Origin of the sequence: Sphingomonas sp. IC-11 (assembly GCF_021043365.1) — a bacterium.
In the GTDB taxonomy this organism is placed as follows: domain Bacteria; phylum Pseudomonadota; class Alphaproteobacteria; order Sphingomonadales; family Sphingomonadaceae; genus Sphingomonas.
Genome location: NZ_JAJNDU010000003.1, coordinates 63,096 through 89,784 on the forward strand (window position 1 = coordinate 63,096; position 26,689 = coordinate 89,784).

27 protein-coding genes and 1 tRNA gene are annotated in these 26,689 nt (G+C 61.7%); 18 read left to right on the plus strand and 10 right to left on the minus strand.

Going from position 1 to position 26,689, the window contains the following annotated elements; all coding sequences use genetic code 11:
* Positions 1 to 105: 105 nt before the first annotated feature.
* Positions 106 to 840, plus strand: coding sequence for a Crp/Fnr family transcriptional regulator (locus tag LQ954_RS11010; RefSeq protein WP_231023113.1), 735 nt, complete (start codon positions 106 to 108; stop codon positions 838 to 840).
* Here LQ954_RS11010 and dprA read toward each other — a convergent pair whose 3' ends face one another.
* Together dprA and plsY are read right to left on the minus strand one after the other, a co-directional pair.
* The gene (gene dprA, locus LQ954_RS11015; protein WP_227772904.1) at positions 841 to 1,935 is read right to left on the minus strand and encodes a DNA-processing protein DprA; all 1,095 of its coding nucleotides are present in this window, start codon (positions 1,933 to 1,935) and stop codon (positions 841 to 843) included. It lies immediately after the preceding gene.
* Positions 1,928 to 2,554 (minus strand): glycerol-3-phosphate 1-O-acyltransferase PlsY, encoded by a 627-nt coding sequence (plsY, locus tag LQ954_RS11020; RefSeq protein ID WP_415837156.1) that lies wholly within the window; start codon positions 2,552 to 2,554, stop codon positions 1,928 to 1,930. Before plsY ends, dprA begins: the two co-directional genes overlap by 8 nt.
* Before the next feature lie 110 nt (positions 2,555 to 2,664).
* Here plsY and murI point away from each other — a divergent pair, with 110 nt between their 5' ends.
* From murI to LQ954_RS11070, 10 genes are all read left to right on the plus strand, one after another.
* Positions 2,665 to 3,453, plus strand: coding sequence for a glutamate racemase (murI, locus tag LQ954_RS11025; RefSeq protein ID WP_231023115.1), 789 nt, complete (start codon positions 2,665 to 2,667; stop codon positions 3,451 to 3,453).
* Between the two features lie 98 nt (positions 3,454 to 3,551).
* Entirely contained in the window at positions 3,552 to 4,796 is a 1,245-nt protein-coding gene (gene hemA / locus LQ954_RS11030; RefSeq protein WP_231023117.1) for a 5-aminolevulinate synthase, read from the plus strand.
* A gap of 240 nt (positions 4,797 to 5,036) precedes the next feature.
* Complete coding sequence (locus LQ954_RS11035) at positions 5,037 to 5,906, plus strand: 3-hydroxyacyl-CoA dehydrogenase NAD-binding domain-containing protein (RefSeq protein WP_231023119.1); 870 nt, start codon at positions 5,037 to 5,039, stop codon at positions 5,904 to 5,906.
* A gap of 182 nt (positions 5,907 to 6,088) precedes the next feature.
* On the plus strand, positions 6,089 to 6,334 hold the full coding sequence (gene infA, locus LQ954_RS11040) for a translation initiation factor IF-1 (protein ID WP_026325702.1): 246 nt from the start codon (positions 6,089 to 6,091) through the stop codon (positions 6,332 to 6,334).
* Between the two features lie 31 nt (positions 6,335 to 6,365).
* On the plus strand, positions 6,366 to 6,941 hold the full coding sequence (locus LQ954_RS11045; RefSeq protein ID WP_227772900.1) for a Maf family protein: 576 nt from the start codon (positions 6,366 to 6,368) through the stop codon (positions 6,939 to 6,941).
* The gene (locus tag LQ954_RS11050) at positions 6,934 to 7,860 is read left to right on the plus strand and encodes a ribonuclease (protein WP_231023121.1); all 927 of its coding nucleotides are present in this window, start codon (positions 6,934 to 6,936) and stop codon (positions 7,858 to 7,860) included. The genes LQ954_RS11045 and LQ954_RS11050 overlap by 8 nt, the downstream gene beginning before the upstream one ends.
* Positions 7,857 to 8,027 (plus strand): DNA gyrase inhibitor YacG, encoded by a 171-nt coding sequence (locus LQ954_RS11055; protein WP_231023123.1) that lies wholly within the window; start codon positions 7,857 to 7,859, stop codon positions 8,025 to 8,027. Before LQ954_RS11050 ends, LQ954_RS11055 begins: the two co-directional genes overlap by 4 nt.
* 30 nt (positions 8,028 to 8,057) lie before the next feature.
* Positions 8,058 to 8,133, plus strand: a tRNA-Phe gene (locus LQ954_RS11060).
* A 221-nt stretch (positions 8,134 to 8,354) separates the two neighbouring features.
* Positions 8,355 to 9,620, plus strand: coding sequence for a tyrosine-type recombinase/integrase (locus tag LQ954_RS11065; RefSeq protein ID WP_231023125.1), 1,266 nt, complete (start codon positions 8,355 to 8,357; stop codon positions 9,618 to 9,620).
* 189 nt (positions 9,621 to 9,809) lie between these two features.
* Positions 9,810 to 9,977, plus strand: a complete 168-nt coding sequence (locus tag LQ954_RS11070) for a hypothetical protein (RefSeq protein ID WP_231023127.1) — start codon at positions 9,810 to 9,812, stop codon at positions 9,975 to 9,977.
* A gap of 20 nt (positions 9,978 to 9,997) precedes the next feature.
* On the opposite strand, the gene LQ954_RS11075 is transcribed toward LQ954_RS11070, so the two are convergent.
* From LQ954_RS11075 to LQ954_RS11085, 3 genes are all read right to left on the minus strand, one after another.
* Positions 9,998 to 10,177, minus strand: a complete 180-nt coding sequence (locus tag LQ954_RS11075; protein WP_231023128.1) for a hypothetical protein — start codon at positions 10,175 to 10,177, stop codon at positions 9,998 to 10,000.
* A 72-nt stretch (positions 10,178 to 10,249) separates the two neighbouring features.
* Entirely contained in the window at positions 10,250 to 10,708 is a 459-nt protein-coding gene (locus LQ954_RS11080) for a hypothetical protein (RefSeq protein ID WP_231023130.1), read from the minus strand.
* 342 nt (positions 10,709 to 11,050) lie between these two features.
* Entirely contained in the window at positions 11,051 to 11,467 is a 417-nt protein-coding gene (locus LQ954_RS11085) for a hypothetical protein (RefSeq protein ID WP_231023131.1), read from the minus strand.
* Between the two features lie 189 nt (positions 11,468 to 11,656).
* On the opposite strand from LQ954_RS11085, the gene LQ954_RS16320 reads away from it, so the two are divergent.
* The 7 genes from LQ954_RS16320 to LQ954_RS11115 all read left to right on the plus strand — a co-directional run bounded on the left by LQ954_RS16320 (position 11,657) and on the right by LQ954_RS11115 (position 19,906).
* Positions 11,657 to 11,923: a DUF6626 family protein gene (locus LQ954_RS16320; protein WP_443026620.1), complete on the plus strand. Its 267-nt coding sequence runs from the start codon at positions 11,657 to 11,659 to the stop codon at positions 11,921 to 11,923.
* Positions 11,924 to 12,076: 153 nt separating this feature from the next.
* Positions 12,077 to 14,536 (plus strand): EcoAI/FtnUII family type I restriction enzme subunit R, encoded by a 2,460-nt coding sequence (hsdR, locus tag LQ954_RS11090; RefSeq protein WP_231023133.1) that lies wholly within the window; start codon positions 12,077 to 12,079, stop codon positions 14,534 to 14,536.
* Positions 14,537 to 14,539: 3 nt separating this feature from the next.
* Positions 14,540 to 15,997, plus strand: coding sequence for a type I restriction-modification system subunit M (locus LQ954_RS11095; protein WP_231023135.1), 1,458 nt, complete (start codon positions 14,540 to 14,542; stop codon positions 15,995 to 15,997).
* The gene (locus LQ954_RS11100; protein WP_231023136.1) at positions 15,994 to 17,697 is read left to right on the plus strand and encodes a restriction endonuclease subunit S; all 1,704 of its coding nucleotides are present in this window, start codon (positions 15,994 to 15,996) and stop codon (positions 17,695 to 17,697) included. Before LQ954_RS11095 ends, LQ954_RS11100 begins: the two co-directional genes overlap by 4 nt.
* Positions 17,697 to 18,581 carry a hypothetical protein gene (locus LQ954_RS11105; protein WP_231023138.1) on the plus strand — a complete coding sequence of 295 codons (885 nt, stop codon included), beginning with the start codon at positions 17,697 to 17,699 and terminating at the stop codon, positions 18,579 to 18,581. Before LQ954_RS11100 ends, LQ954_RS11105 begins: the two co-directional genes overlap by 1 nt.
* Positions 18,571 to 19,203, plus strand: coding sequence for a hypothetical protein (locus tag LQ954_RS11110; RefSeq protein WP_231023140.1), 633 nt, complete (start codon positions 18,571 to 18,573; stop codon positions 19,201 to 19,203). The genes LQ954_RS11105 and LQ954_RS11110 overlap by 11 nt, the downstream gene beginning before the upstream one ends.
* Positions 19,204 to 19,354: 151 nt before the next feature.
* Positions 19,355 to 19,906: a recombinase family protein gene (locus tag LQ954_RS11115; protein WP_231023141.1), complete on the plus strand. Its 552-nt coding sequence runs from the start codon at positions 19,355 to 19,357 to the stop codon at positions 19,904 to 19,906.
* A gap of 6 nt (positions 19,907 to 19,912) precedes the next feature.
* On the opposite strand, the gene LQ954_RS11120 is transcribed toward LQ954_RS11115, so the two are convergent.
* The 5 genes from LQ954_RS11120 to LQ954_RS11140 all read right to left on the minus strand — a co-directional run bounded on the left by LQ954_RS11120 (position 19,913) and on the right by LQ954_RS11140 (position 26,680).
* Positions 19,913 to 21,208, minus strand: a complete 1,296-nt coding sequence (locus LQ954_RS11120; protein ID WP_231023143.1) for a hypothetical protein — start codon at positions 21,206 to 21,208, stop codon at positions 19,913 to 19,915.
* 49 nt (positions 21,209 to 21,257) lie between these two features.
* Positions 21,258 to 22,925 carry a hypothetical protein gene (locus tag LQ954_RS11125; protein WP_231023145.1) on the minus strand — a complete coding sequence of 556 codons (1,668 nt, stop codon included), beginning with the start codon at positions 22,923 to 22,925 and terminating at the stop codon, positions 21,258 to 21,260.
* A gap of 412 nt (positions 22,926 to 23,337) precedes the next feature.
* Entirely contained in the window at positions 23,338 to 24,225 is an 888-nt protein-coding gene (locus LQ954_RS11130; protein ID WP_231023147.1) for a plasmid partitioning protein RepB C-terminal domain-containing protein, read from the minus strand.
* Positions 24,222 to 25,115: a plasmid partitioning protein RepB C-terminal domain-containing protein gene (locus LQ954_RS11135; RefSeq protein WP_231023148.1), complete on the minus strand. Its 894-nt coding sequence runs from the start codon at positions 25,113 to 25,115 to the stop codon at positions 24,222 to 24,224. The genes LQ954_RS11130 and LQ954_RS11135 overlap by 4 nt, the downstream gene beginning before the upstream one ends.
* On the minus strand, positions 25,112 to 26,680 hold the full coding sequence (locus LQ954_RS11140) for a recombinase family protein (protein WP_231023150.1): 1,569 nt from the start codon (positions 26,678 to 26,680) through the stop codon (positions 25,112 to 25,114). The genes LQ954_RS11135 and LQ954_RS11140 overlap by 4 nt, the downstream gene beginning before the upstream one ends.
* Positions 26,681 to 26,689: the final 9 nt, after the last annotated feature.

Consider the following 26,689-nt stretch of genomic DNA (forward strand, 5'->3'; position numbering starts at 1 on the left):
GTGGCGTCGCCAAGCGACTGAGGCGTAACGATGTTGATCGACTTTAATGCGCCCCGGTCCCACCGGCGACTAGCGGTAGCCGCTTGATCCGAGGGGCAATCACGCGTGACAGTTAGCCGTTTTGCCGAGCGTCTCGGCGAGTTCGTCCCGTTGTGCGGTAAGGAGCGGGCCGCACTTCTGCAGTTGGAGGAACGCCAGCGCATCCTGCGCCGTGGGGCGACCTTTGTGCGCGAACATGATCCGTCAACAGAATTGTTCATTCTGAAGAGCGGCATGATGATGAGCTTCGTCATCCTTGATGACGGCAGCCGCCAGATCCTGCGCTTCATGTTTCCGGGCGACATGGTTGCCCTTCCCGCGCTCGTCTATTCCAACGCGCCCGAAACGGTGGCCGCACTTTCCGACAGTGTGGTCTGCCCGTTTGATCGCGTCATGCTGGCGCGAATCGCGGCGGACCAACCCCGCCTTTTCCTGGCCATCGTTGCGCTGGACCAGGCGGAGCGGGTCATGCTCACCGATCGGTTGGCTGGGCTTGGCCGCACGTCGGCAAAGGCGCGGGTGGCGTCCGTGTTGCTCCACGTGCGCAATCGGATGCGCCGACTTGATCTGACGCGCGGCAACAGCTTCGTTCCCGGCCTGACACAGGAGGAGATCGGCGACGCCACCGGGCTGACCGCCGTTCACGTCAACCGAATGCTTCGACAGCTCGAGGACGAACGGCTGATCGCTCGCGATTCCGGGCGATACACTTTGCTGGACGAGGAAAAGCTGACTCGGGAGGCGAATTACGTCGATCGCCTCACCGCGCTGGATCTGTCCTGGCTGCCGGCTCCCGCCTGATCAGCCGAACAGGCTGACTCGGCCCCCCGCGTGGCGCTCCAGTCGCCCGGCAAGCTCCAGTTCGAGCAGCACCATCTGCACCACCGCCGGCGCGATGGCGGATTGGCGGATCACTTCGTCCACCGCGACCGGCACAGGGCCCAGCAGCGCGGTCACTACGCGCCTCGCGGCGTCGTCCGCGTCGGCCGGCGGCTGTGGTTCATAGCGGACCACCGGCGCGTGAACGGCGCGCGGATCGATCGGGCGGACCTGCTCCATCACGTCTGCGGCGCTCTGGATCAGCGTGGCACCCTCACGGATCAGCAGATTGCATCCTTGCGCGCGCGGGTCGAGCGGGCTCCCCGGCACCGCCATCACTTCGCGGCCCGCTTCATTCGCAAGCCGCGCCGTGATCAGCGATCCCGATTTCGGTGCCGCCTCCACCACGACCGTGCCTTGCGCCAGGCCAGCGATGATCCGGTTGCGATAGGGAAAATGGCGGGCCCGCGGCTCCGTGCCCGGCGGCATTTCGGCAATTAGCAGCGCGTCTTGTGCGATCCGCTCCTGCAGGTCGGCATTTTCCGGCGGATAGGCCACATCGATTCCGCCGGCGATCACCGCAACCGTCGCCGCGCCCGCGCCCATGTGCGCCGCCGTGTCGATTCCGCGCGCCAGGCCGGAGATGACGGTTGCACCCTCCGCGGCCAGATCGTGCGCCAGCCCCCGCGCGAAGCGGCACGCTGCGGCCGAGGCATTGCGCGCGCCGACGATCGCAACCGACGGGCGAGTGGGGGGCGGCAAGGTGCCTCGCACCGTCAGCACGGCCGGCGCATCGTCCAGTTCGGCGAGCAGTGCGGGGTAGGCCGGATCGTCCAAAAACAGATGCCGTGCGCCAAGCCGCGCCACCGCTTCGACCTCGCGCGCCACCATTTTCGCATCCGCCGGCGTCGCGGCGCGCCCGCCACCACGCTTCGCAAGGTCTGGAAGCGCGTCCAGCGCCGCACGGGCACTGCCGAAGCGGCGAAGTAACTGGCGATAGGTAACCGGGCCAACCCCGGTGGTGCGGATCAGGCGGAGCCGGTCGAACGCGTCGGCCGGCGGATCCGCATCAGCCACGCTTGCTGCCGATCCGCGGCTCTGCCCCGACCAGCAACCGGCTGATATTCTCGCGGTGTTTCCAGATCACGATCAGCGCCAGAGCGAGCAGCAGGGGCACCAGGTCGAAACGGCCAAACACCGCCGCGGCCACCGGCGCGCTCGCCGCCGCGGCCATGCCGGCGACCGAGGAAATGCGGAGCGCGCCGAGCAAGCCAAGCCATACCACCGCATAGACCAGCCCCAAGGCCGGATGCAGCGCCAGCACGATGCCCATCAGCGTCGCGACGCCCTTACCACCACGAAACGCCAGCCAGACGGGATAGCAATGGCCGATAAAGGCACCGGCAGCCGCAAGCTGTTCGTTGTCGGGCAGCAGCGCGGTGGCGATCACAACCGCGCACCACCCCTTGGCAAGATCCAGCAGCAAGGTGGCCGCGGCCAGCCCCTTGCGCCCTGTCCGCAGCACATTGGTCGCACCGATGTTGCCGGAGCCGATCTGGCGCAGGTCGCCCGCCCCCGCGGCACGCGTCAACAGCACACCGAAGGGAATGGAGCCCAGCAGATAGCCAAGCATCAGCGCCGCCAGGGGCGGCATCCAGACGATCTCCGTTTCCAGTATATTCCCTCCGTTGATCATGACGATAGCTCAATGACCGGGCATTTTCCAATAGACAAATCAGGAACGGCGCCGTCACCCCGGAGCGCCGCAACCTTTCAAGCCGCCTCCGCTTTCCCTAAGGCGCCGGCATGAGCGACCCGCGCCCGATCCTGTTCTTCGATTCCGGCGTCGGCGGCCTATCCATCGTTGCCCCGACCCGCCTTGCCGTTCCCGACGCTCGTTTCGTTTATGTCGCCGATTCCGCCGGATTTCCCTACGGGATCAAGGATGAGGCGGAGATTGCCGGGCGCGTGCCTGCCCTGCTTGGCCGCCTTGCGGAACGCTATGCACCGCGGTTGATCGTGATCGCCTGCAACACGGCATCGACGATCACCTTGCCGGCCGTACGCCGCGCGCTGGATATTCCGATCGTCGGCACCGTTCCCGCCATCAAACCGGCGGCAGCACACAGCCGGACTCGCACCATCGGCGTGCTCGGCACGGAGGCGACGGTCCGACAAGCCTATGTCGACGATCTCGCCGCGCGCTTTGCGTCCGATTGCAGGGTCATCCGCCATGGATCGGCAGAACTTGTGACGCTGGCCGAGGCGAAGTTGCGCGGCGAACCTGTGTCCACCGCGGAGACGCGAAGGGCGATCGCCCCGATGCTGGCCGCGCCCGGCGCCGATTCGATGGATACGGTGGCACTCGCCTGCACCCACTTTCCCCTGCTGGCCGAAGAGCTCGCGGGGGCATTCGGCCGGCCCGTCACCTTTGTCGACGGTGGCCCGGGGATCGCCCGGCGCGTCGCCCATCTTACTCGGGATCAGTCCTTCGCCCGCACCGCTCCGGACATCGCCGTTTTCACCGGGCCGGTCGGCATTGGGCTGGATCAGGCAATGGCCAGCTACGGCTTCGACAGCTGCATTCAGCTGTAGCGCCGGTGCATCGCTCGACGAAAGAGCGACAGGAACGATCACTCAAAACGCCTGAATCCGCTGGCATTACCACTGACACAAGGGTAAGCGGCGGGGCCATGTCCATCGACGCTCTTTCGGCCAAGCCGGTCGATTACACCCGCGCCTTTTCACAGGCGATCGACCGTCTCCATGCCGAAGGCCGTTACCGCGTCTTCATCGATATCCTGCGCAACAAGGGTCATTATCCCAGCGCGCGCTGCTTCGCCGGCCACAATGGCCCGAAGCCGATCACCGTCTGGTGCTCGAACGATTATCTCGCAATGGGCCAGCACCCCAAGGTGATCGCGGCGATGGAAGAGGCGCTGCATGATGTCGGCGCCGGCTCCGGCGGTACGCGCAACATCGGCGGCAACACGCATTACCATGTCGATCTGGAGGCCGAGCTTGCCGACCTCCACGGCAAGGAAGGCGCGCTGCTGTTCACCTCCGGCTATGTCTCGAACGAGGCGACGCTGGCGACGCTGGCCAAGGTGCTGCCGGGCTGCATCATCTATTCGGACGAGCTGAACCACGCCTCGATGATCGCCGGAATCCGCAATGCCGGCTGCGAGAAGCGCGTGTTCCGTCACAATGACCTGGCGCATCTCGAGGAACTGCTCGCCGCCGACGATCCCGCGACGCCCAAGCTGATCGCGTTCGAGAGCGTCTATTCGATGGAGGGCGATGTCGCCCCGATCGCCGCGATCTGCGATCTTGCCGACAAGTATAACGCGCTGACCTATCTCGACGAAGTCCATGCCGTCGGCATGTACGGCGCGCGCGGCGGCGGCATTTCGGAGCGTGACGAGGTCGCGCACCGCCTGACCATCATCGAAGGCACGCTGGGCAAGGCGTTCGGCGTCATGGGTGGCTATATCGCCGCCGATCGGACGATCATCGACGTCATCCGCAGCTATGCCCCGGGCTTCATCTTCACCACCTCGCTCTCGCCCGTGCTGGTCGCCGGCGTTCTGGCGAGCGTGCGCCACCTCAAGAGCTCGTCGGTCGAGCGCGAGGGCCAGCAGGCCGCCGCTGCGCGCCTGAAGGAAATGATGACCGAAGCCGGCCTGCCGGTGATGCTGGGCGACACGCACATCGTGCCGGTGATGGTCGGCGATCCGGTGAAGGCGAAGAAGATCAGCGACGTGCTGCTCGCCGAATACGGCATCTACGTTCAGCCGATCAATTACCCGACCGTGCCGCGCGGCACCGAGCGGCTGCGCTTCACGCCCGGCCCGGCGCACAGCGAAGCGATGATGCAGGAACTGACCGACGCGTTGGTCGAAATCTGGGACCGGCTGGACCTGCGCAAGGCCGCCTGAGGCGCCATTCCGTGTGCGGGGAGCGCTTGGCGCTCCCTCCCCTGTACTCGCGTCATGCTGAACTCGTTTCAGGATCCACCCGTGCCGCGCACTCAGCTGCCGCGGATCAAGCCCAACCTTGGATGCTGAAACGAGTTCAGCATGACGGAAGGGAGGACGCCGGGCGTCATTCCGCTTCGACAAGCCGTGCTCTATCCGGCTAGAGCGCTCCCCTCGTGAGTTCGAAGAGGGAAGACAATCATGCAGGCAGTCGGCGTCATTGGCGCAGGGCAGATGGGTGCAGGGATCGCGCAGGTTTCCGCCCAGGCCGGCTATCGCGTCCTTCTGACCGACGTCGACAAGGCGCGCGCCGAGGCGGGCAAAGCCGGCATCGCCCGGCAGCTCGACCGTGCGGTGGAAAAGGGCAAGCTGGAGCCGCAGGCGCGCGAGCAGGCGCTGGCTCGGATCGAGCCGATCGAGGGCGTCCAGGGCATGTCGTCGTGCGGCTTGGTCATCGAGGCAGCGACCGAGCGTGAGGAAGTGAAGCGGGCGATCTTTGCACAGGTCGGCACCGTGCTCGGCCATCAGGCGATCCTCGCCTCCAACACCTCGTCGATCCCGATCACGCGGCTGGCGCAGGCGTCGCCCGATCCCGCCCGCTTCATCGGCGTGCATTTCTTCAATCCGGTGCCGGTGATGGGCCTGATCGAGGTGATCCGCGGCCTCGCCACATCGGCGGAGACGGTGAAGACGGTTGAGATCTACGCCACCGCGCTCGGCAAGGCGGTCGTCCATGCCAATGACGCACCGGGCTTCATCGTCAATCGCATCTTGATGCCGATGCTGAACGAGGCGTGCTTCGCACTGGGTGAAGGCGTCGCCACCATTCGCGACATCGATCTTGCCTGCCAGCTCGGCCTCAACCACCCGATGGGTCCGCTGACGCTCGCCGACTTCATCGGGCTCGACACCTGCCTCGAGATCACCCGCGTGCTGTTCGAGTCGACGGGGGACCCCAAGTTCCGCCCCGCACCGCTGCTGGTGAAATATGTCGAGGCCGGCTGGTACGGGAAGAAGGCCAAGCGCGGCTTCTACGATTACACCGGCGACACGCCCGTCCCGACGCGATAAGGCTGATTTATCGGTCGCTATAGGCCGGACGCGCGAAGGTCATTCCTCTCGCGCGGTTGAATTGTTCCTGTTCCGGCCACACTTTGGCTGCATCGTTGCTGGTGCTTTTCCGGCGCGCCTTTCCTTTTGGCGCTCCTTCGGCTAAGCGCGCGCGCGCCCTCATCCGCAGAAAGACTGATTTTTTGGCGAAAGAAGAACTCCTCGAAATGCGCGGCCAAGTGGTCGAGCTCCTGCCCAACGCCATGTTCCGCGTCCGGCTGGAGAATGATCACGAGATCCTCGGCCACACCGCCGGCAAGATGCGCAAGAACCGCATCCGCGTGCTGGTTGGTGACGAGGTGCTCGTTGAGCTGACCCCTTATGACCTGACCAAGGGGCGGATCACCTACCGCTTCATGCCCGGCCGCGGCGGCCCCGGCCCGCAATAAGGCTGGCGCCCGTTACGTGGTGGGTGGGCCTTTGCCCGCCGATCTGATCCTAGGCTCCGCTTCGCCTCGTCGGCTGGCGCTGCTTGCCCAGATCGGCGTCGTTCCCGTGCGCGTGGTCGCCCCTGACGTCGATGAAACGCCGCTGAAGGCGGAACGTCCGCGTGATTATGTTCTGCGCGTTGCCGCGGCGAAGGCCGCTGCCGTTCCGCGCGCCGATGGTGAGGTTGTTCTCGCCGCCGATACAAGCATCGCCGTTGGCCCGCGGATCCTCGGCAAGCCCGCTGACGAGCGTGATCTTGTCACGATGCTCCGGTTGCTCTCCGGCCGGCGCCACCATTGCCTGTCGGCCGTGGTCGTGGTCGATGGCACCGGCAAGACGCGCACCCGGCTTTCTGACACGATTGTCGCCTTCAAGCCGCTGAGCGAGGCGGAGATCGCCAGCTATGTCGCCAGCGGCGAAGGGATGGGAAAGGCGGGCGGTTACGCGATTCAGGGCCGCGCCGAGGGGTTCGTTCGTCGCATCGACGGCTCCTACTCGGGTGTGGTCGGCTTGCCTCTGTTCGAAACCCGTGCGCTGCTGGTGACGGCGGGCGTCATCCTTGGCTGAGTGGCTCTTCGAAGCCGGTATTGGCGAGCAGCGCGCCGCCCTGATCGACGATGATGGCCGGATCGTACGCGCACGGATCGCGGCGGACGGCGCCGGCCCGATGCCCGGCCTCATTGCCCCCGCGCGGCTGATCGAGCGCAGCCTTGCCCGGCTCGACAGTGGTGAGGAGGTCGCCCTTTCCCGTCCGCCCGCTGGCGTTACTCTTGGCGCTGCCATCCGGGTTGAAATCACCCGCGCCGCCATTCCGGAGCCCGGCCGCCCGAAGCTGCCGCGTGGCCGGAGCACCGATGTTTCCGCCCGCCCCGCGCCTACGCTGCGCGAACGCCTGACCGACGCTCCCGTACGGGAGCTGCGCCCCCACGAACCGGACGCGCTGGAGGCCGCTGGCTGGTCGGAGGTGCTGGAGGAGGCGCTGACCGGCGACATCTCCTTTCCCGGCGGAATGCTTCGCTTCTGGCCGACCCCGGCCATGGCCCTGTTCGACGTCGATGGCGACCCGCCACTCGATTCGCTTGCCGTACGCGCTGCCGGCGCGGTCGCCGCCGCGATCGAGCGCCTCGACATCGGCGGTTCGATCGGCATCGACTTTCCCACGCTCGCCGGGCGCGACGCACGGCATGCGGTCGCCGCGGCGCTCGATTCGCGGCTTCCCCAGCCCTTCGAGCGAACTGCCGTGAACGGCTTTGGCTTCCTGCAGATCGTGCGTGGCCGATTTCACCCGTCCGTGGCCGAAATACTCCGCGCGGACCCCATCGGTGCTGCAGCCCGGGCCGCGTTGCGCCAGATCGAACGCACGCCCGCCTCATCATCTAACCGCTTCCGCCTGCCCGCCGCCGTTCGCGATCGCATCACCGGCCGGCCAGATTGGATCGCCGCGCTCGTGCAACGCACCGGCCGCACTCCCATATTCGACGAATGACCGACACCTGCCCCCTTTGCGCGCATCCCAGCGATCCCGCGAACGCCCCCTTCTGCTCGCGTCGCTGCAAGGATCGCGACCTGCTACAATGGCTCGGCGAAGGATATCGCACTCCGGGCGCACAGATCCATCCGGATGGGCTGGACAGCGGCCGTTCAGCCGATTAGGGGGACCGCTCCCCGACGTTCTGTCGGTGTGCCCAGGTAGCTCAGTTGGTAGAGCATGCGACTGAAAATCGCAGTGTCGGCGGTTCGATCCCGTCCCTGGGCACCACAATTTATCAGTAGAAACAGCGACATACCTAAGCTCTCGCTCTGCGAGTGAGCTGAAGCTACGCTAGCACAGTGCTAGCACGCTGTTTTTCACGCCCCCAGCAATCTCAACGCATTAACGTTCCCGCGCTACCGAGGAGGCGGGCTGTTCTAGCACATTTCAAGCACAGCCAGCGCAGTCCGCAAACCGCACCTGCGCTATGATGTCGGGGCAAATCACGCATGGAAGCCGGTCAGAACTCCCGGAAAGAGCCGTTCACGATCTTCCAGCGGTCGGGCAGCGCCGTCTGGTGGATGCGGTTCAGCATCCGTGGCGAGGGGCAAATCCGCAAATCGCTCGGCACATCGGATGAGGCGGATGCGCGGCGAGTCGCGACGAAGCTCTGGCATGAGGCGCAGTTCAGGAAAGAACACGGGATGCGCGCCGTCCAGCGCACCTTCCGCGCGGTGGCGGAGGAATTCTGCGACCACATGGATCGGCTCTCTAAGGACGGCGAGGTACGCCATGATCGCGGCAATCGTATCCGCCCGCTGGTCGAGCGGTATTTCACGCCGTTCTTCGACAAGAAGCCGATCGACCTCATCACCGATGCCGACCTGACCCGCTACATCGCGTGGCGCAAGGCATATTGGACGACCGGGCCGGGCAAGGATCAGACGCATCTGGAATATGTTCGCGCTGGCAAGCGCGTGCGCCGGCCCGCAACGGAAATGCGCCGGATACCGAGCCTGAGCAGCCAGCGGGGCGAAGCGGTCGTGCTGCGCCAGCTTTTTCGGCAGGCGGCGAAATGGGGCTATATCGGCCAGAACCAGATCCCCGATGTCGAAACGCCGCGCGTGCCGCCATCGCCGCGCCCCAGCTACTCGGTCGAGGAAATGGAGCGCCTTCTGAAGCTCGCCTCACAGCGGATGGACGATCGGGCGGTGAACGAGGAGGTGCGCCGGGATCGGACGATCCTCTTCGCCTATGTCACCATCGCCTGCTGTACCGGCATGCGGCCGACCGAACTGAAGAACCTGAATTGGGGCGATCTGCTCGGCTATCGCGAGGGGCTGACCAAACGCCTGGGCGACCGCGACATTCGCATCAGGGCGCGCGGCAAGGGGAAGGCGCGCGAGTTCATTCCGCTCGAACATGGCCTATCGGAATTCGATCGCCTCTGGCGCATGTGGAAGGACAAGCACGACGGCAATGAACCAGCCGATGGCGATCCGGTGTTCGCGGCGGCGGACGGTCGACGTCTGACCTCGCTGAACAATGGCCTGAACGCCTTGCTTGAGGCGGCCAGCCTCAAGGCCGATCACCGAGGCAAGAAGCGCGATGCCTATAGCTTCCGGCACTTCTACATATCGCAGCAGCTACGCGCCGGGGTGGATGTGTTCGCGCTGGCCCGGAACACCGGCACCAGCCCGGATATGATCGACAAATTCTACGGTCAGGTCAGCGTCGAGCAGTTCAAGGATGCGCTTCGCCCCTCATGGGCGTGATAGCTGCCCGAAGAGGGGCCACACGGGGCCGTGATGTGTCCGTGTAGCCCTTGGGGCACCCTGGCATGTGCGGCCCCGCACAGGGGCGCATTGGGGCTGGCCACCACGCGATTGACCCTCCGGCACTCTGGCGCTTGATCGAACGGCCTCACCATCAGGAAGATGCAGGTGCTAGAATTACGTGATCGGATGAACAGGCCGATCGGCTCGCTCGTAAATGACGGCCATTGGATCAAGGGCCGCGATCGGCTGGGGCGGCCGGTGGGTTGGTATGATCCAGAGAGCGACGAGACCCGCGAGAGACCCGCGATCGGCTTGGCCGTGTCATCGGGCGGGGGAACCTACTCGCAACGCTGATTGCGCCGTGAGCGGCTTCATCAGTTGATCGCATTACCCGGCGCGGGTTCCTGCCACTGGCGGGCGCTGGTGCGGATCGTGCTCGGCCAGGGATAATCGGTCTTAACGATGATATGCGCCTCGGCCCGCTTCATCCTGACCAGCAGGCGCAGCCGGCGAAGGTCATCGTCGGTCAGGTCGCCCACATCATAGCGGCGCATCAATATTTTCCCGCCCGTAGGGCTGTCGATCGTTGAGGCGGGCGACCACCGCCCGCCCCATGTCGTCACCGATCAGGCAGCGGCCTTCTTCGCCCGCGGCTTGAAGTTCGCCTTGCGCTCGCTGACCGCCGCCTTCAGCTGCGGATCGAGTTCGCCGGCATGGATCGCCGCGATGATCGAACCGATGATCTCTGGCACGTCCTTGAGGGCCTGAACCTCTACCGCGTTCATGCCCTTGGTGAATTCCAAGGGCTTGCTGCCGTAGCGCAGCTGGAAGAAGGTCTTGCCACCGGGATCGGTGAACCAGCCCTTGCGGACATGCCGCGGCGCATCGACGCGAACCTTCTCGCCGGCGTCGTTGGTGCGCGTAACGCGCCGGGTGGCGACGAACGGCGTGCCGGCGATCTCGGCCTCGGCCAGCGCCTTCTGCTCGGCCAGGTAGGCCAGCAGCTTCACGCGGAAGCCATGTTCAGCACCGGCCAGGTTAATCGGCGCGGCAGCGGCCAGCTTAAGGGATTTGAGGATCGACACAGACGGCTCCTATCTGGTTTCGGATAGGCCGAGCCGTAATATCGAGGATCGAAAGAGCGACCAATGATTGGCGCGCTGGTGCGCAAAATCCGCCAAAAATAATTCCGTTACCATCACCACGGTTTAGGGGCCGTTGGCGCTGGTAGCGGAATGTCATTCGGGGTCGATATCTCTGATCGTCTTGGCTAATCGTCTGTCGTTCTTGGTCTTGCTGTAGTCCTGTGATCTTTCTTCATCTCCTGTATCATCTGGTGATAGGTATCACTGCGGGTCCGTCACCGGCACCCGCTTGAACAGGATGGCTTCGTCAGCCGTGGACCTCGCGTTGCGGCAGTCCTCCCGTCAGGCAGCAATCTTTGTCGTCGTCTCCATGTGCGGTGGGGTCAGCAAGCGGTCGCTGGTTTCAGGGCGCAACGCCTTCGTGACATAGCGCGCCGCCCCTTCGGTATGACGGACCGGCTGAATGTCGAGGTTTCCAGCCGCTATCAGTTTCGTCCAAAGGCCATGTGCGACATCTTCGAAACGCGCAGCCTGTTCCGTTGTCATGCGAAATAATGCGTGGATATGGATGTTTGTGTCAGGCTTCTCGATGGCGGCGATATAGACGGTGCGGTCGCCCGGACGGTCGAAATATGACCGGCCGAGCAGCTTGCGATCGAGCCGTTGGTGGAATTCCTCGAACGTCCGTTGCGCCTCGTCCATGCTGACCCAGCGATTGATCGCGAAGGTGACGAACAGGTTCGGCTTGAAATCGGTCATCCATCGGACGCATTCCGCCCGGTATTTTTCTGCCCTTGTAAGGGGTATTGATGTGGCTTGTGCCATCTTGTTCTCCTTGCGGCCGGGGATGTTAGAGAGCCCGTATTTTTTTATTTATCATCCGGCATTGCTGTCCTGATCTGAGCGCCGACAATAAATACGGGAACGCTTGTAATGGAGGTCGGTCCCATGATCCTCGACGAAGTCTATCTGTTCCTGAAGAATGTTGGTCACGCGCCTACCCACGCCACCTTTTCAACCGATTATCTTGGACACTCGGCGCGCTATTATGATTATCTGCGCTGTTCGGGGGCGGCACCCAGCCTACGGTCGCTCCTCAAAGTTGCGATGTGCCTTCACGATCTCGCCCAAGCGGTCCCGTGCGCAGCCGCGCGGAAAACGGCTGCTCTGCTGTCTCACAGGGTTATGACACGGGCGCTGACGCGGTGCCGATGACGATAGTTGGGCCGTGTCAGCCCCCAATTTTTTGCGGGCCGTCAGAACAAATTGCCACCCCTGCGCCTCCTGCCGATCGCTGCGGAAAATCTCGAACATTCTCTGGCGAGATGATGCCCTAGACCGTAGGATCACCCTTGACGGGGTGGATGCATGCTCAACAAACGATCCTTAAGTGAACGCGACATCTGCACCAAGTTTGTCACGCCCGCCGTTAAAATGGCGGGATGGGATGAGATGACGCAGATCAGAGAAGAAGTCAGCTTCACAAAAGGTCGCATCATTGTTCGCGGAAAGATGGTCAGCCGTGGTCAAGGTAAGCGTGCTGACTACATCCTTTACTACAAGCCGAAAGTCCCACTGGCGCTGATTGAGGCAAAGGACAATACCCAGCCCATGGGCGCGGGTGTGCAGCAAGCGTTGGAGTATGCCGAAACCCTCGACATTCCCTTCGTGTTCGCGTCGAACGGCGATGGGTTCGTATTCCATGACCGCACGGGCACAGGCGATGCGCGCGAAATCACGTTGCCCCTCAACGCTTTCCCGTCGCCGGGTGAGCTATGGCGGCGATATGCCGCTTGGAAGGGCCTGACGCCGGAAGGCGAGGAGATCGTTCTCGAAGATTATTATGACGACGGCAGCGGCAAGCAGCCGCGGTATTATCAGGTCAATGCCGTCAACGCGGCCATGGAAGCCATCGCGACTGGGCAAAATCGCATTCTGCTCGTCATGGCGACCGGCACTGGGAAGACCTACACCGCGTTCCAGATCATCTGGCGGTTGTGGAAGGGCGGGCACAAAAAACGCATCCTGTTTCTCGCTGACCGGAACGTGCTGGTCGATCAGACGATGGTCAACGATTTCCGGCCTTTCGGCCCAGCGATGGCGAAGCTTTCCGCCAACGCAAAAACGATCGAACGTGATGACGCCACAAACATCGACCTGCCGATCGCCATGGATAAGAAGCGGCGCGTCGATACGGCGTACGAGATTTATCTCGGACTCTATCAGGCCATCACCGGGCCGGAGGAACGGCAGAAGCTTTTCAAGGAGTTCTCACCCGGCTTCTTCGACCTCATCGTTATCGACGAATGCCATCGTGGTAGCGCGGCGGAGGACAGCGCATGGCGCGAAATTCTTGAGCATTTCTCTGACGCCACGCAGATCGGCTTGACGGCCACGCCCAAAGAAACCCGATATGCGTCCAACATCCACTATTTCGGCGAACCGGCTTACAGTTACACCCTGAAACAGGGCATCCGCGACGGCTTCCTCGCGCCCTATAAGGTCATCAAGGTCCATGTGGATCGCGACATTCAGGGCTACCGCCCCGAAAAGGGCCAGCTTGATCGCGACGGCAACGAGGTCGAGGATCGCATCTACAATACGCGCGATTTCGATCGGACGTTGGTACTGGATGATCGGACCAAACTCGTGGCCCGCAAGGTCACGGAATTCTTGAAGGAAAGCGGCGACCGTTACCAGAAGACCATCGTGTTCTGCGTCGATCAGGAACACGCGGCGCGAATGCGCCAGGCGTTGATAAATGAGAACCCCGACCTTGTGGCGGAGAGTTCCCGCTATGTCATGCGGATCACGGGCAACGATCCCGAGGGCCAAGCGCAACTTGGAAATTTCATTGACCCCGAGAGCCGCTACCCGGTGCTGGTTACAACGTCACGGCTGCTGTCCACCGGCGTCGATGCCCAGACCTGCCGCCTGATCGTCCTCGACCGCGACGTTGGGTCGATGACCGAGTTCAAGCAAATTGTCGGGCGCGGCACCCGCGTTCACGAAGACAGCCGCAAGTTCTTCTTCACGCTGATGGATTTCCGAGGGGCAACGAACCACTTCGCCGACCCGGATTTCGATGGCGAACCCGTTCAAATATATGAGCCGGGAGAGGATGATCCTGTTACGCCACCCGATGACGACAGCACTGTCGGCGCCCCCGACGACGATCAAAGCGACCAGCCGGGCGAGGACGAAACCATCATCGACGATGGCGAAACGCCGGACATAACCATCACAGATGACGGCGGCAGGCGTGGCAAGGTCTATGTCGACGGCGTGCCCGTCGTCATCGTGGCCGAGCGCGTAGAATATCTGAACGAAAGCGGAAAGCTTGTTACCGAAAGCCTGCGAGACTTCACCAAAAAGGCGCTGCGCAAGCACTTCTCCAGCCTGGATGAATTCCTCACCCGGTGGAATGGTGCCGAACGCAAACAGGCGCTGGTCGATGAAATATCAGCGGAAGGCCTCGCGCTTAATGTCATCGCGGATGAAATCGGCAAAGACCTCGATCCGTTCGATCTAATTTGTCACATCGCCTTTGATCGCAAGCCACTAACCCGGCGCGAGCGAGCGGAAAATGTGCAGAAACGCGATGTTTTCGCCAAATATGGCGAGCAAGCCCGCACCGTGTTGCGCGCTCTGCTCGACAAGTATGCCGACGAGGGGGTGCTCAATCTTGACGACACCAACGTGCTGCGCATCCCGCCGCTGAACACGCTCGGCACGCCCGTCCAACTCATCAAGGCTTTCGGTGGCAAGGCCGGCTTTGAAGATGCCGTCCACGCCCTCCAAAACGAACTTTATCAGGAAGTTGCTTAATCAATGTCGGTTCGCACTCTCGTTAAGTCCATTCAAGACATTATGCGTAAGGACAGCGGCGTCGATGGTGACGCCCAGCGCATCAGCCAGCTTTGCTGGCTTTTCTTCCTGAAGATCATCGACGATCAGGATCAGGAACTGGAATTGATGCGCGACGGATATCAGTCGCCGGTTCCAGAGCGGTTTCAGTGGCGCAATTGGGCGGCCGATCCCGAAGGGCTGACTGGCGAGGCGTTGCTCGCCTTCGTCAACGAGGAACTGTTCCCGGCGATGAAAGGCTTGAAGCCCACCGGCCAGCCCGGCGACCGTCGCCGCGTTGTGCGCGACGTGTTCGAGGATGCCTACAACTACATGAAATCTGGCCAGTTGCTGCGGCAGGTGGTTAACAAGATCAACGACATCGACTTCAATAACCTGTCTGAGCGCCAGCACTTTGGCGACGTTTACGAGCAGCTTCTCAACGACCTGCAATCCGCCGGCAACGCGGGAGAATACTACACCCCCCGCGCGGTCACGGCCTTCATGGTGGACCGCATTGACCCGAAGCCGGGCGAGATCGTCTTTGACCCCTCTTGCGGGACAGGCGGCTTCCTCACCTGCGCGATGAAGCACATGCGCGACCGCTACGTGAAGCGGCCCGAGGACGAGGCGCTGATACAGGCATCCCTGCGCGCGGTGGAGAAGAAGCCCCTGCCGCACATGCTCTGCGTCACCAATATGCTGCTCCATGGCGTCGAAGACCCCAGCTTCGTGCGTCACGACAATACGCTGGCCCGGCCATACATCTCGTGGGAGCAGAAGGACCGCGTCGATGTCATCCTCACCAATCCGCCCTTCGGCGGCAAGGAAGAGGACGGCATCGAAAGCAACTTCCCCCAGCATTTCCGCACGCGCGAGACGGCTGACCTGTTCCTGGCCCTGTTCATCCGCCTGCTGCGCAAGGGCGGTGTGGCTGCCATCGTCCTGCCAGATGGCAGCCTGTTCGGCGAAGGTGTGAAGACCCGGCTGAAAGAGGCGCTACTCGAAGAGTGCAACCTCCACACCATCGTCCGCCTGCCCAACTCCGTGTTCAAGCCCTACGCCTCCATCGGCACCAATCTGCTGTTTTTCGAGAAGGGCGAGCCGACCCGGGACATCTGGTTCTACGAACATCAGGTGCCAGTGGGGCAGAAGGCCTATTCGATGACCAAGCCAATCCGGCAGGAGCATTTTGCGCCATGCGTGGAATGGTGGGGCGGCGGGGAACGCAAGGGCCGCGAGGAAGGCCCGCAGGCATGGAAGGTCACCGCCGACGAGGTGAAGGCACGCGGCTACAACCTTGATTTCAAGAACCCGCACAGCGAGGAGGCCGACCACGGCAATCCGGCCGAATTGCTGTCAAAGCTGGATCAAGCCGAGGCCAAGGCGGCTGACCTGCGCAACCAACTTCAAGCCATTCTAGCCGAGGCGCTGGCCCGATGAACGCCGCCCTATTGCTGGAACACTACGCGCGGATTGCGGACGCACCCGATGCCATCGCTCGGTTGCGCCGGTTCGTTCTGAACTTAGCCGTGCGTGGCAAGCTGGTGGACCAGGACGTGAGCGATGAACCGGCGTCGGAACTGCTGGTTCGGATTTCGGCGGAAAGGGCGCGGCTAGTAAAATCAGGCGAGGCCCAGAAGTCAAAAGACTTGGCCGACGCCGCAGAAGACGCAGATTTCGATCTGCCGCCGACTTGGGCTTGGACACGTCTCGGATCGATCACTTCTTATATCCAGCGGGGAAAATCGCCAAAGTATGCTGAGGCCGATGGCGTTCCTGTCATTTCGCAAAAATGCGTTCAGTGGAGTGGGCTAAACCTCGGCGCTGCGCGGTTGATCACGCGCCAATCGCTTGAAGCTTACGAAAAGATCCGCTTCCTTCGCGATGGCGATCTGCTCTGGAACTCTACCGGAACAGGGACCATCGGACGCATAATCAGATTGGATGACCCACCGGCGCAACTGGTGTGCGACAGCCATGTCACGGTTGTTAGATGTCTGATCGCAAACCCGGAATACGTCCGCGTCTGGTTGCGATCAGACCATGTCTACGGCACCATCGAAGGCCGCGCTGCTGGCTCGACTAACCAAGTCGAATTGACGGGCCAAATGGCCATCGGCCAAGTCGTCCCTCTCCCTCCGCTTGCTGAACAGCACCGCATCGTCGCCAAGGTCGATGAGTTGATGGCCCTGTGCGATCAGCTTGAGGCGGCGCGGGCAGAGCGCGAGGCAACGCGTGACACGTTCACCCTGTCCACCTTGGCCAAACTCAACACCCCCGATCCCGAAACTTTCGGTCAAGACACCCGCTTCGCGCTGACCAATTTAGCCCCACTCACCACCCGCCCCGACCAGATCAAGCAACTGCGCCAAATTATCCTCAACCTCGCTGTTCGCGGCAAACTGGTCGGGCAGGACGCGGCGGATGAACCGGCGAAGGATTTGGTTCAACGTATTCAGCGGCCAATTCAGGAAATCGCCCAAAGCTTAAGGCTTAAGGTTCCTCAGTTGCCCTCAATGTCAGATGATCAAGCACCGTTCGAATTGCCAGTCGGCTGGTGCTGGGCGCGGTTTCCTGAACTCGGTGCTTTCGGACGTGGCCGATCCAAGCACCGCCCGCGCAACGACCCAGCCCTATACGCTGACGGCAAACATCGCATGATCCAAACCGGCGACGTGGCACGCTCCAAAGGGCTAATCCAGACGCATACTGCAAAATACAATGATGTCGGCCTAGCGCAGAGCCGCCTGTGGCCGGCGGGAACACTTTGTATTACAATCGCTGCGAATATCGCAGACAGCGGCATTCTCGGTTTTTCCGCTTGCTTCCCGGATAGCGTGGTCGGATTTGTCCCCGCTCCCTGCTTTGAGAATGCCCGGTATTTCGAGTACTTCATGCGGACTGCCAAGGCTGACTTGTTAGCATTTGCCCCGGCCACGGCGCAGAAGAATATCAATCTTGATATCCTGATGCAGGTCATGATCCCGCTGCCGCCACTCGCCGAACAGCAACGCATCGTCGCAAGGGTCGATGAACTGATGGCGCTGTGCGACCAACTCGAAGCAAGCCTCATCACGGGTGGACAAACCCGCTCCCGCTTGCTGGAAGCCGTCCTGCACGACGCTTTGGAGCCTGCTTAATGGCCATGGACCTCGCCACCATTCTCGGTTCGCGGTCACAAAGGCGTTCGTTCTTGCTCGCCACTGGGTTGGTATTGGCCATCGGGCTGGCGGCGGCGATGGCTGTGGCACATTGGGCACCATCTTCACCTGTGTGGAATGCGATTGTCGGCATCCTGGGGTCTATCGCTGCGGGTGGGGTTTTTGCCCTGCTTTCGGGCCTCTACCTCTGGTATTTTTTCGCCGATCCCGACGAGTTGGCGGCTCAGTCCTACATCTTTCCAAAAGACATCGCCGAAAATCTGGAAACGCTCGCCAGGACGGCGACAGAATACAAGGTTTTCGTAAGGACCGGGCGACATTTCCGGGCAAGAATTTTGCCCATGCTAGTCGAACAAGCTCTTGCCTCCCGCTCCCCGGTTCACATCGACGTCGTGCTGTTAGATTTTCGGGAAAGCGCCCTGTGCGAACGCTATGCAGGTTATCGACGGTCCTCTTCGTTTGACCGGCAGGCGTGGAATGCGGATTATGTCCGAAAGGAGGTTTTGGCGACGATACTCGCGGTTTTGAGGGCAGCCAACGATAACAGCGGGCTGATCCGGGTAGATTTATATCTCAGCCGCCGGCTTTCGACGTTCCGGATTGAAGGCTCCGCTGATGCGCTGATGATTACCCGGGAAGACCCTAAAGATGCGGCGTTCAGATATCAGCGAGGGCAATCCGAATTCGCCGCTTATCGCGCCGAATATGGTTGGGTTCTGGATGAAGCAGAGCACATAGCGGGATCAGCGGCAGGCAATCTGCCGACTTCGCTTGGGGCGCTTTTCGGAGGCGGTGTCGTTTCTGCTGATCAAGAAGCTGCCGCAGGAGATGCCACAGGGGCTCCATCGCCTTATGCGCGTTGAAGACGAGCTGCCGCTGAGAGACTTGCTTTTAGGGCGTTTCGACGCGGACGAAGGCCTGATGCTTATCAAAAGATGGCTGACGAGGGAAAACCCTGTCTGCTTGCGCCACCCTCATGGATTTTACGTGGCGCTGCTCAAGCGGGGCTTAGATGAAGAATGGCGATTTCACCTATGGCCGAAAGGCCCGCGCGTCATAACCGGCATGCCAGCGTTCGTTCATACGCACGACAGCGATGTCGAAAGTCGGGTATTGTCCGGCGCGTTGACCAATACCCTGTATGATATAGCTCATGTCTCTTCTGAAGGTCAGCCGTTATATCAAGTAGGCTACTCGGCTGATCGATACCTATCAACAACCCGAAACTGGCTGGAAAATACCGGAAGCCGGATTATAGTTTGCAGACGAGAAGAGCAATACGTTATCCCTGGCAAAGGTTACATCGTCGATGCAGATGATTTCCACGAAGCGACAATCTCAGAAAACTGCGTCACAGCAACACTGGTAAGAATGACGGCAAGGCGCCCTGCAACTGTCTATGTTGCTGGTGTCGACGGATATGCGTCGAGGATAGACTTTGTCCGCACGCCCGTCGCCGGGCGGCAAATCGCAGAGCAAATCTGATACCTTGTAGAGTTAAGCCAGCAGGTATCTTTATAGGGTTTACCCGCCCGAGACACCGCCGTGAGACGCTGCTGGCGTCTCCTTTTGGTTGACGCAGGAATTTCAAGACACTTGGCACAGCGGGTCAGACCCATCCGAGACAGGAGATGCCATGATCGTCGGTTACGCGCGCGTCAGTTCCAGCAGCCAGAGCCTTGAGGTCCAGCACGAGCAGCTTGCGGCTGCCGGCTGCGAGAAGGTGTTCTCCGAAAAACGCAGCGGTCGGACGACTGAGGGGCGTGATGCGCTAACTGACGCGATCGACTTCGTGCGAGAGGGCGACGTTCTGGCCGTCACCCGGCTCGACCGGCTCGCGCGATCGGTGGTAGACCTGCATCGGCTGATCGAGCGGCTGACGGCCAAGGGCTGCGGCTTCCGCGTCCTCCAGCAATCGGGTATCGACACGACCACCAGCACTGGGAAGCTCACCCTGTCTATTCTCGGTGCGGTGGCGGAATTCGAAGCTGATATCCGCCGTGACCGCCAGCGCGACGGGATCGAGCGCGCCAAGGCGAAGGGCGTGTATCGCGGGCGCAAGCCCAGCATCGATACCGCCCGGATCGAGACGCTGATGGCGGCAGGGATGGCCCCCGCCGCCATCGCCCGCGAAATGGGCGTCGGTCGCGCCAGCATCTATCGCTTGATGCCAAACCCGTCTGTTTAACAGACGCTATCGCAGATCTTCGTCTTCGTCGGGGCCACCACCGAACATGGCAAGGCTATGCTTACCAGCCTTGGCGTGCCGGACGGCTCCATCGAAGTCGCCTGCCTCCACCCGGTCGAACACCTCGACGATGCGATCGCCGCCCTTGTGGACCGCGAAGGGGATGGCGAGCTTCGCCCGGTTCTCCCAATCGTCGCCATGCTCCATGTCGAACCAGCGGTTCGCCTGCACAAGCGCGGCCAGTTCGACATAGAGACTATGATGCGTCAGCATCATCGCGCCGGTCGTATCGAACCGCTTTTGCCGGTCGGCACCCGTCGCGTCCGTCATATCGAGGAAATCGCCGATCCTTCGGCCTCGCCCGATCGGGCTGTCGAACGGCCACGGATCATTACCCGAGATGCCATGTGCCTCTGCGGCGACACGGTAGTTCGTGAGGCGGATGTTTTGACCATCGGCGAGAAGACCCGTAATGATCTGCCCGAGTGACTGCGTGTATCGGAAGCTGGTCGAGCTATCGAAGCTGATCCGGACGCCAGCCCCCAGCAGGGCACGAAGCTGGCGCTGTATGACGGTGAGGTAGATCGCGATACCGGGGTGATCTGTTCCAAACACATGGAACCAAGAATTGCCGGTGATCCGGCCGTCCCGGATCATCTCGACCAGCAGTTCCAGCACCAGCGAGATATCCTTGCGGCGCGCTCCCGCAAAACCGAACCCGTCCAACGGAGCATCGGCGACAGCCTCGTACCAGCGCCGACACTCTGCGTTAGATGTGCCCTGTATCATGTTAAGCAGGCGCATCCCGTTACCGGGATCGCGATAGGCCAGCGCATATTCGATAGAGGTCAACGTGTGGTCGAGGCATTGTCGGAATGTCATCGCGCCGGACACCCCTCGCCCGATGCAGGCAGTCGGCACGTCCACGATGACGCCAGCATCACCTAGGCGCTCCTGCGCGCTCAAAGCTTCCCTGCGGAGGTCCTCAATATCGTGGATCGGGATGGCTCCGTGAATGAAGCCGAAGCCACCGCTGTCCACAAAGATGGTGCTGTCCGCGCGGTCGCGCTGCGACACCATGGTCTCCCTTACGCCGTCGCGGCGGGCGAAGTCTGCGCTGTATAGGGCATGGCCATAGTGGAACAATGGCCGGCTCGGACGGCTTAGGAAATCCAGCCGCCGGGGCGTGACGCCGATTTTGCGCGGCGGCGTGGCACGCATAACGAAATGGCTATAGTTCTGCCCGAGCGCGGGCAGCGGAAGGGCGTAGTCGGCCATGGCGGCCGTCAGGTCGATGGTCATCGGATGTATCCCTGAACGCCCCGCGATCCTCACGGGGCGCGGTGGAAGATCAGGCGGCAGGGCGAGCTACAAGCGAGATCGGCTTGAAGGCCGTGGCGAGGCGGGTGCCGGCCGATGTCGCAGCGGGCATGAACAGGTCATAGTGTGCCCGCGACGAGCGGAACCGCCAGCGAAGCGCGGCCTTCTGCTCGTCCAGCGCAAGACTGACTTCCCCCGGCTTCGACGCTTCCAGCAGGAGAAGCAGGTTGCGAAAATCGGCGGCGGAGACATGAACGGCTTCCATGGCTCCTTCTGCCTTGGCGACCAGCACATTCTCCTTGCTGATCGTCACGCCGAACAACCCATCCTTCATTGAAAGCGATATGGCCTTGCGGGTGCTCGCCGCCCGCCTGATCCGTTCGTGGGCGGCGATGACGCCCATCAGGAAGCCGGTCGGCGCGAGATCGCAGAGGAATTGCGCGACCTCGTCGAACTGGCGATCATCGCGAACGACATGAACCGTGTCGCGCGGCTCGCCCTGCCGACCATAGGTCGGTATCCTCGGGCTGAACAGCAGGCCACGTCCGCCAAGCTGGTAATTCGGGTGAAGCGCCGCCTCGCTGCGGACATGCCACGTCCGGTCGATCAGCGTGCGCCCCGGCTCCGGCGCTTCTTCGGTGATTTCAACCGCATTTCGCTGAGCCGGTTTATTCAGGTTCAGCCCGAGCTTGCGGTGAACCTGCGGCGGCAGCATCACGTCATAACCGGGCCACTCATCGAATGGGCTGGCGATGTCCGTGATCCTGACCATATTGCTCGCGCCGGCCGCGAGATGGGCCGACACGATCACCGAGTGATCCGGGCGAAAAACGATGTGCGGCTCGGTCTGTCGCTTGGGCGACTTCTTGTCCTTGGGATCGTCGTCGTGAACCTTGACCAGGCTGGTATCGTCCAGCGTGATCGCAATAGTCGCAAGCGTCAGTTCGTGGAGAACCTGCGCGCGGCCCTCGCCGATATCCCGGTTCGCCAGTGCCGCCGTCACGTCCTGCACATCGAGGGAGACGTTCGGCACCGCCGCCGTCTCGCCGTCCTTCACCACCGCCAACGCAAAGCTCGATGCCGAAATATTGCCAAGCAGATCGGCGATGCGGCCTTGAACGATGTCGCGGACCTTCTTGCCGTCGAGGCGGATGACGCCGCGCGGATTGTCATCGATGTTCTCGTTCCGCGCCAGATCAGCCAGCTTGCGGAGGCCGCCTATCTCATCGACCTTGGCGGTCAGCTTCGCCACGCAATCGTCGCTATAGGCCCATGGAAAGCCCGAGCCGGCCGCGATCACCAGCCCCTCCATGCCACTGGCGATCGCGTCCAGCAGTTTGCCTGCATCCTTCCCATCTTTTGGATCGAGGCGATCGAGACGGGTGGCGAGTGTCGCCGCCGCCATCGTGATCTTGCTGCCGCTTGTCCGCAGGCCGATGGCCTTCAACCGGGGTTCGAAATAGCTATTCGACCCGGCTCCGCCGTTTCGCATGTAGTCGATGGAGGCCCTGACCACGACCCGGATCAGCACCTTGTCGCGATTGACCATCACGGTGCCGATGCCTTCGCGGGTTTGCTCGCGCCAGCCTTCCTTGCCGACTTCGTCTAGCGTCGCTTCGCCGGCAAGCACGGCGCTCTCGGGCGCAGGTTCATAGACCGGCTCGCCTGCTGCGGGCTGCGCGCTCTTCTTCCTGACCATGTATGCCTCTCTAGCTTTGAAGCCGACAGGCATTGGTGGAACTGCGAAATCCGCACAGTACACCCGCCAACCTTTCGGCTTCTGGGTGCGGCTGCGCGCCGCTGGAGAGGGTTTGACCCTTGAAGGCCGGCTTGCGCCGTTGACCGCAGGTTTCCCTGCCGCCGCCGAACCACCACCGGGCCTTGCCGTGCCCGCCAGTCCGGCATCCCCTCCCACGGCGTCGGTGTAAGGAGCGCCCCCATGATCACCATATCAAGAACATGCTTGAAGTTCGGATCACGTCGCTGGCTGCTTACTACCTGCCGATAATCCGCGCCACAACGACGAAAATGCGTCTGTTAAACAGACATCCACTTGCTTTCGCTTAGAGTTAGGTGCGGTCGAGCACGCTTCCGGCCCGATATGTTCGCGCTTACGCCGCATTCGGAATATCAGCGATCTTCTGAAATTCGTCCAAGAGAGCTGCATGATGCTGGGCGAGGTGACGGACGATACGGGCATTGTCCAGCAGGCGGTTCAAATATCCGGTGGCCAGGACAAGATCGAGATGGTCGGTCCCGTAGCTCTGCTCCACCAGCCTAAACTCCCGGTCCAAGCTAGCCGATTCCCTCTCCATCAACGCGATCTGATCAGAGGTCAGGCCCTTTACCGCCTTGCGCCTCCCGGCCAAAAGCTGATCTTCCGGCGATGCCGCGACCAGTGATTTCGCGTAGCCGGTGGAATATCGGTTCATGGCGACCATCAGTTCTGCGGCCTCGATCTGCCGCATAGGCTTCATTTTCCGAAGCTCGGTAAAGGCGTTCAGCGGGACATGTTTATCGCGCAGCAGTTCCACGGCTTCGGGGCACATGCCGATAAGCAAGTTCCGCTTGGCGCGGATGCTAGAAATATTGACGTTAAGGGCGCGGGCCAAGCGTTCCTCAGGCACGCCCTTGCGGATCGCGTTCAGGATCATCTTATGTTCTTGGATGATGGCAATCCGGCTGACGCGCTTATTGTATGTGAAGGCCTCATCCTCTGTCGCTACCAAGCACACGACTTCCGTCGTTCCTTGATCGCGTAAGATTTCGAGGCGGAGGTGCCCGTCTAGGATATGATACCGATCCGGTTCTTCCCGGTCACGCACCACGACCGGCGGCTCGATTATGCCTACCTCTCGGATGGAAGCAGCGATCTGACCGTATTTGATAGACTTCTTCACCGACGCCGGGACTTCTCGCAGCGGCAGAATGTCGCCGACGCCGATCCGAAGTGTCGCCTCTTCAAACGCGCGCGATACGGGGACGCTATGACGGGTCATAGAGCGCCTCCTTGCGCGGCCAGCCGCAACGCGATGTTTTCAGGGAGGGTGGATAGGTTCTCATCTTCCACCAAAGCCACAAAATGTTCATCGCGTCGAAGCTGCCGTAGCGCCTCGGTGATAAAGACAAGCCGATTGCGCGTAATCTCTGTCCGCCTGATCATCACGCGCTTGCGGTCTGTCTCCTCCTGATATGCCTTTACCAATGCGTCGGCCGACATGTTGGCGCGCACCTTATCCTTACCCCAGTCCAAGCCCTTCCCCCGTCGCCGGCGGACTTCGACAAGTTTCTTGGCGGCCAGCAGCTTACGCCCTTTCAGCAGGCCCTGTTCGTAAGCGCTGCTCAGTGCCGCTTGCACATCGTGTTCCGGCGCCTCCGCAATCTCGATGGCCACACTCAAAGGGATTGAGCCACTTTCCACCGATTGCAGCAGTCGCTGTTCACCAGTTTCAATCAGCCGGGCGACGCCGCCGACATATTCTCCGGTGAGGCCGGTGCGCTTCGCAATCTCCGGAACGGAATAACCCCTCTGCCGCATCCCGCCGATGTCTTGCAGAAGATCGATAGCGCGGTGCTGCCGCCGCGCACAGTTTTCAACAAGGCTGGCGACAAGGCAATCCTCGGGATCCGCTGTGACAACCAGGGCCGGCACCTCCGTCTGCCCGAGCGCGCGATAAGCCTCCAGGCGACCCTGGCCGCATACCAAGTCATAGAATGGACCATCAGCTTCGACGCGGCGGCTCACCGTAATCGGCCGTTTTAGGCCGACCTTCGCAATATTATCCACGATCTCCTTAAACACGCGCTTGTTGCGGATCCTCGGATTGACGACAGTGATCCGGTCAATCGGGATAAGTTTCACTCGCTGGGCTTCATGCGCTTTTGTCATGCTGCATCCCTCAATGGGCGGCGCGCCGCCATCCGATAAAATGCCGTGAGGTCGTCGAAGCGGTAAGCGTCCAGGGACAGGCCATTATATTCGGCGAGGCGCAGCATGGCGGCGCGCATGTCCAGGCGCGGCAGAAGGTAATAATCCTTGGGCTGATCGTTGTCCGCGTCCATCCGCACGACCACGGTAATGTCAGGATTAAATGCTGTGTCGATCCGAACCTTCCAACGTAGCGACCCCGCAAGTGTCTGGAAGCATCGGACGATTACGACTGACACCGTGAACTCACCGTTGACGTTGAGGAGGTCGGTCGCATCATTTACGCTGACCTCGCCCCCAACGCCGCGCAGGCCGGCAACTATGTCGGCCATTAGGACCGGATGGCGTTCGCGGAGCTTCCGGTTGGTTTTCAAATATCCATAATCTTGCTCTGGCGCGAAGCCAACCAAGGCATAGGCACGGAGCAGACTACCGAAACGGTTGCGGTAGGCGCTACTGGACGGGCCATGTTCGGCTTCATCGATAATCAGGCCGGACAATTTCCCGCTCCGCTCGAGCAGTTCCTTTAGAACTGTGAGCATCTCCTCGTCCGAGAGCTTGGCGGCGCGAGCCGCTATGATGGCCTGGGCGCGATCGAAAATATCCTGATCGACTATCGCCTTGAACACACCGTCCGATCTGATCCAATGTTCCGGGGCATTGCGAACATAATCCTTCTTCAGCTTGAATGAGGTCCGGCCCCAGACATTATTGCCGACATATTTCTCGTTTATCAGGAGCTGATGGACCGTGCCTCGCGTCCAGGGTCGCCCAAGGTTCGTTAGGATACCTCGCTCATTCAACAGGGCTGCAATTTCGCGCTCCGGCATCCCTGCATTGACAAACAGCCGGTAAACTTCACGTACCGCCGCCACTTCGTCGGGCGGTCCCGGCACCAAGATCACGCGGTCGGTGGCGATGCTTTTATGTTCGCCGCGATGCAGTTCGTTTTTAGGCTGACCGTCCTGATCAACCAGAACCCGCCGAAGACCAAAGCCCGCCGCCCCACCCTGCCGAAATCCCAGGCGTATAAGATTGGCCTGCCCGGCAAACACTTTGACCGATAATTCGCGGCTATATTCGCCAGCCATCGCGCGTTTGACGGTCTTGATGATAGACGAGCCTATGCTGCCGTCATTCTCAAACTGCTCCGCGCAATAATGCACGGCCACACCGGCGCGGCGGCAGCGCAGTTCGTAAGCGGCGGCTTCATCTGGGTCTTGGAACCGGCCCCACCGGCTCACGTCATAAACGATCAGCGCCTTAAAACATGCGCGGCCACTTTCAACATCATCCAGCAGCCGCTGGAGCGCAGCGCGCCCGCCAATATTAAGGCCACTCTTACCTTCGTCCGCATAGGTTTCGACAATCTCGTATCCGCGCCGGTCTGCATATTCCCGGATCGCGCGTGATTGGTTGTCGGTCGAATACTTCTGATGCTCCGTCGACATGCGGACATATTCCGCCGCCAGGACGCGATCATCAGGTGCGCCGGGGTCGCCCGGCTGGTTCCAGTTAATCACCATGCCAGTCTC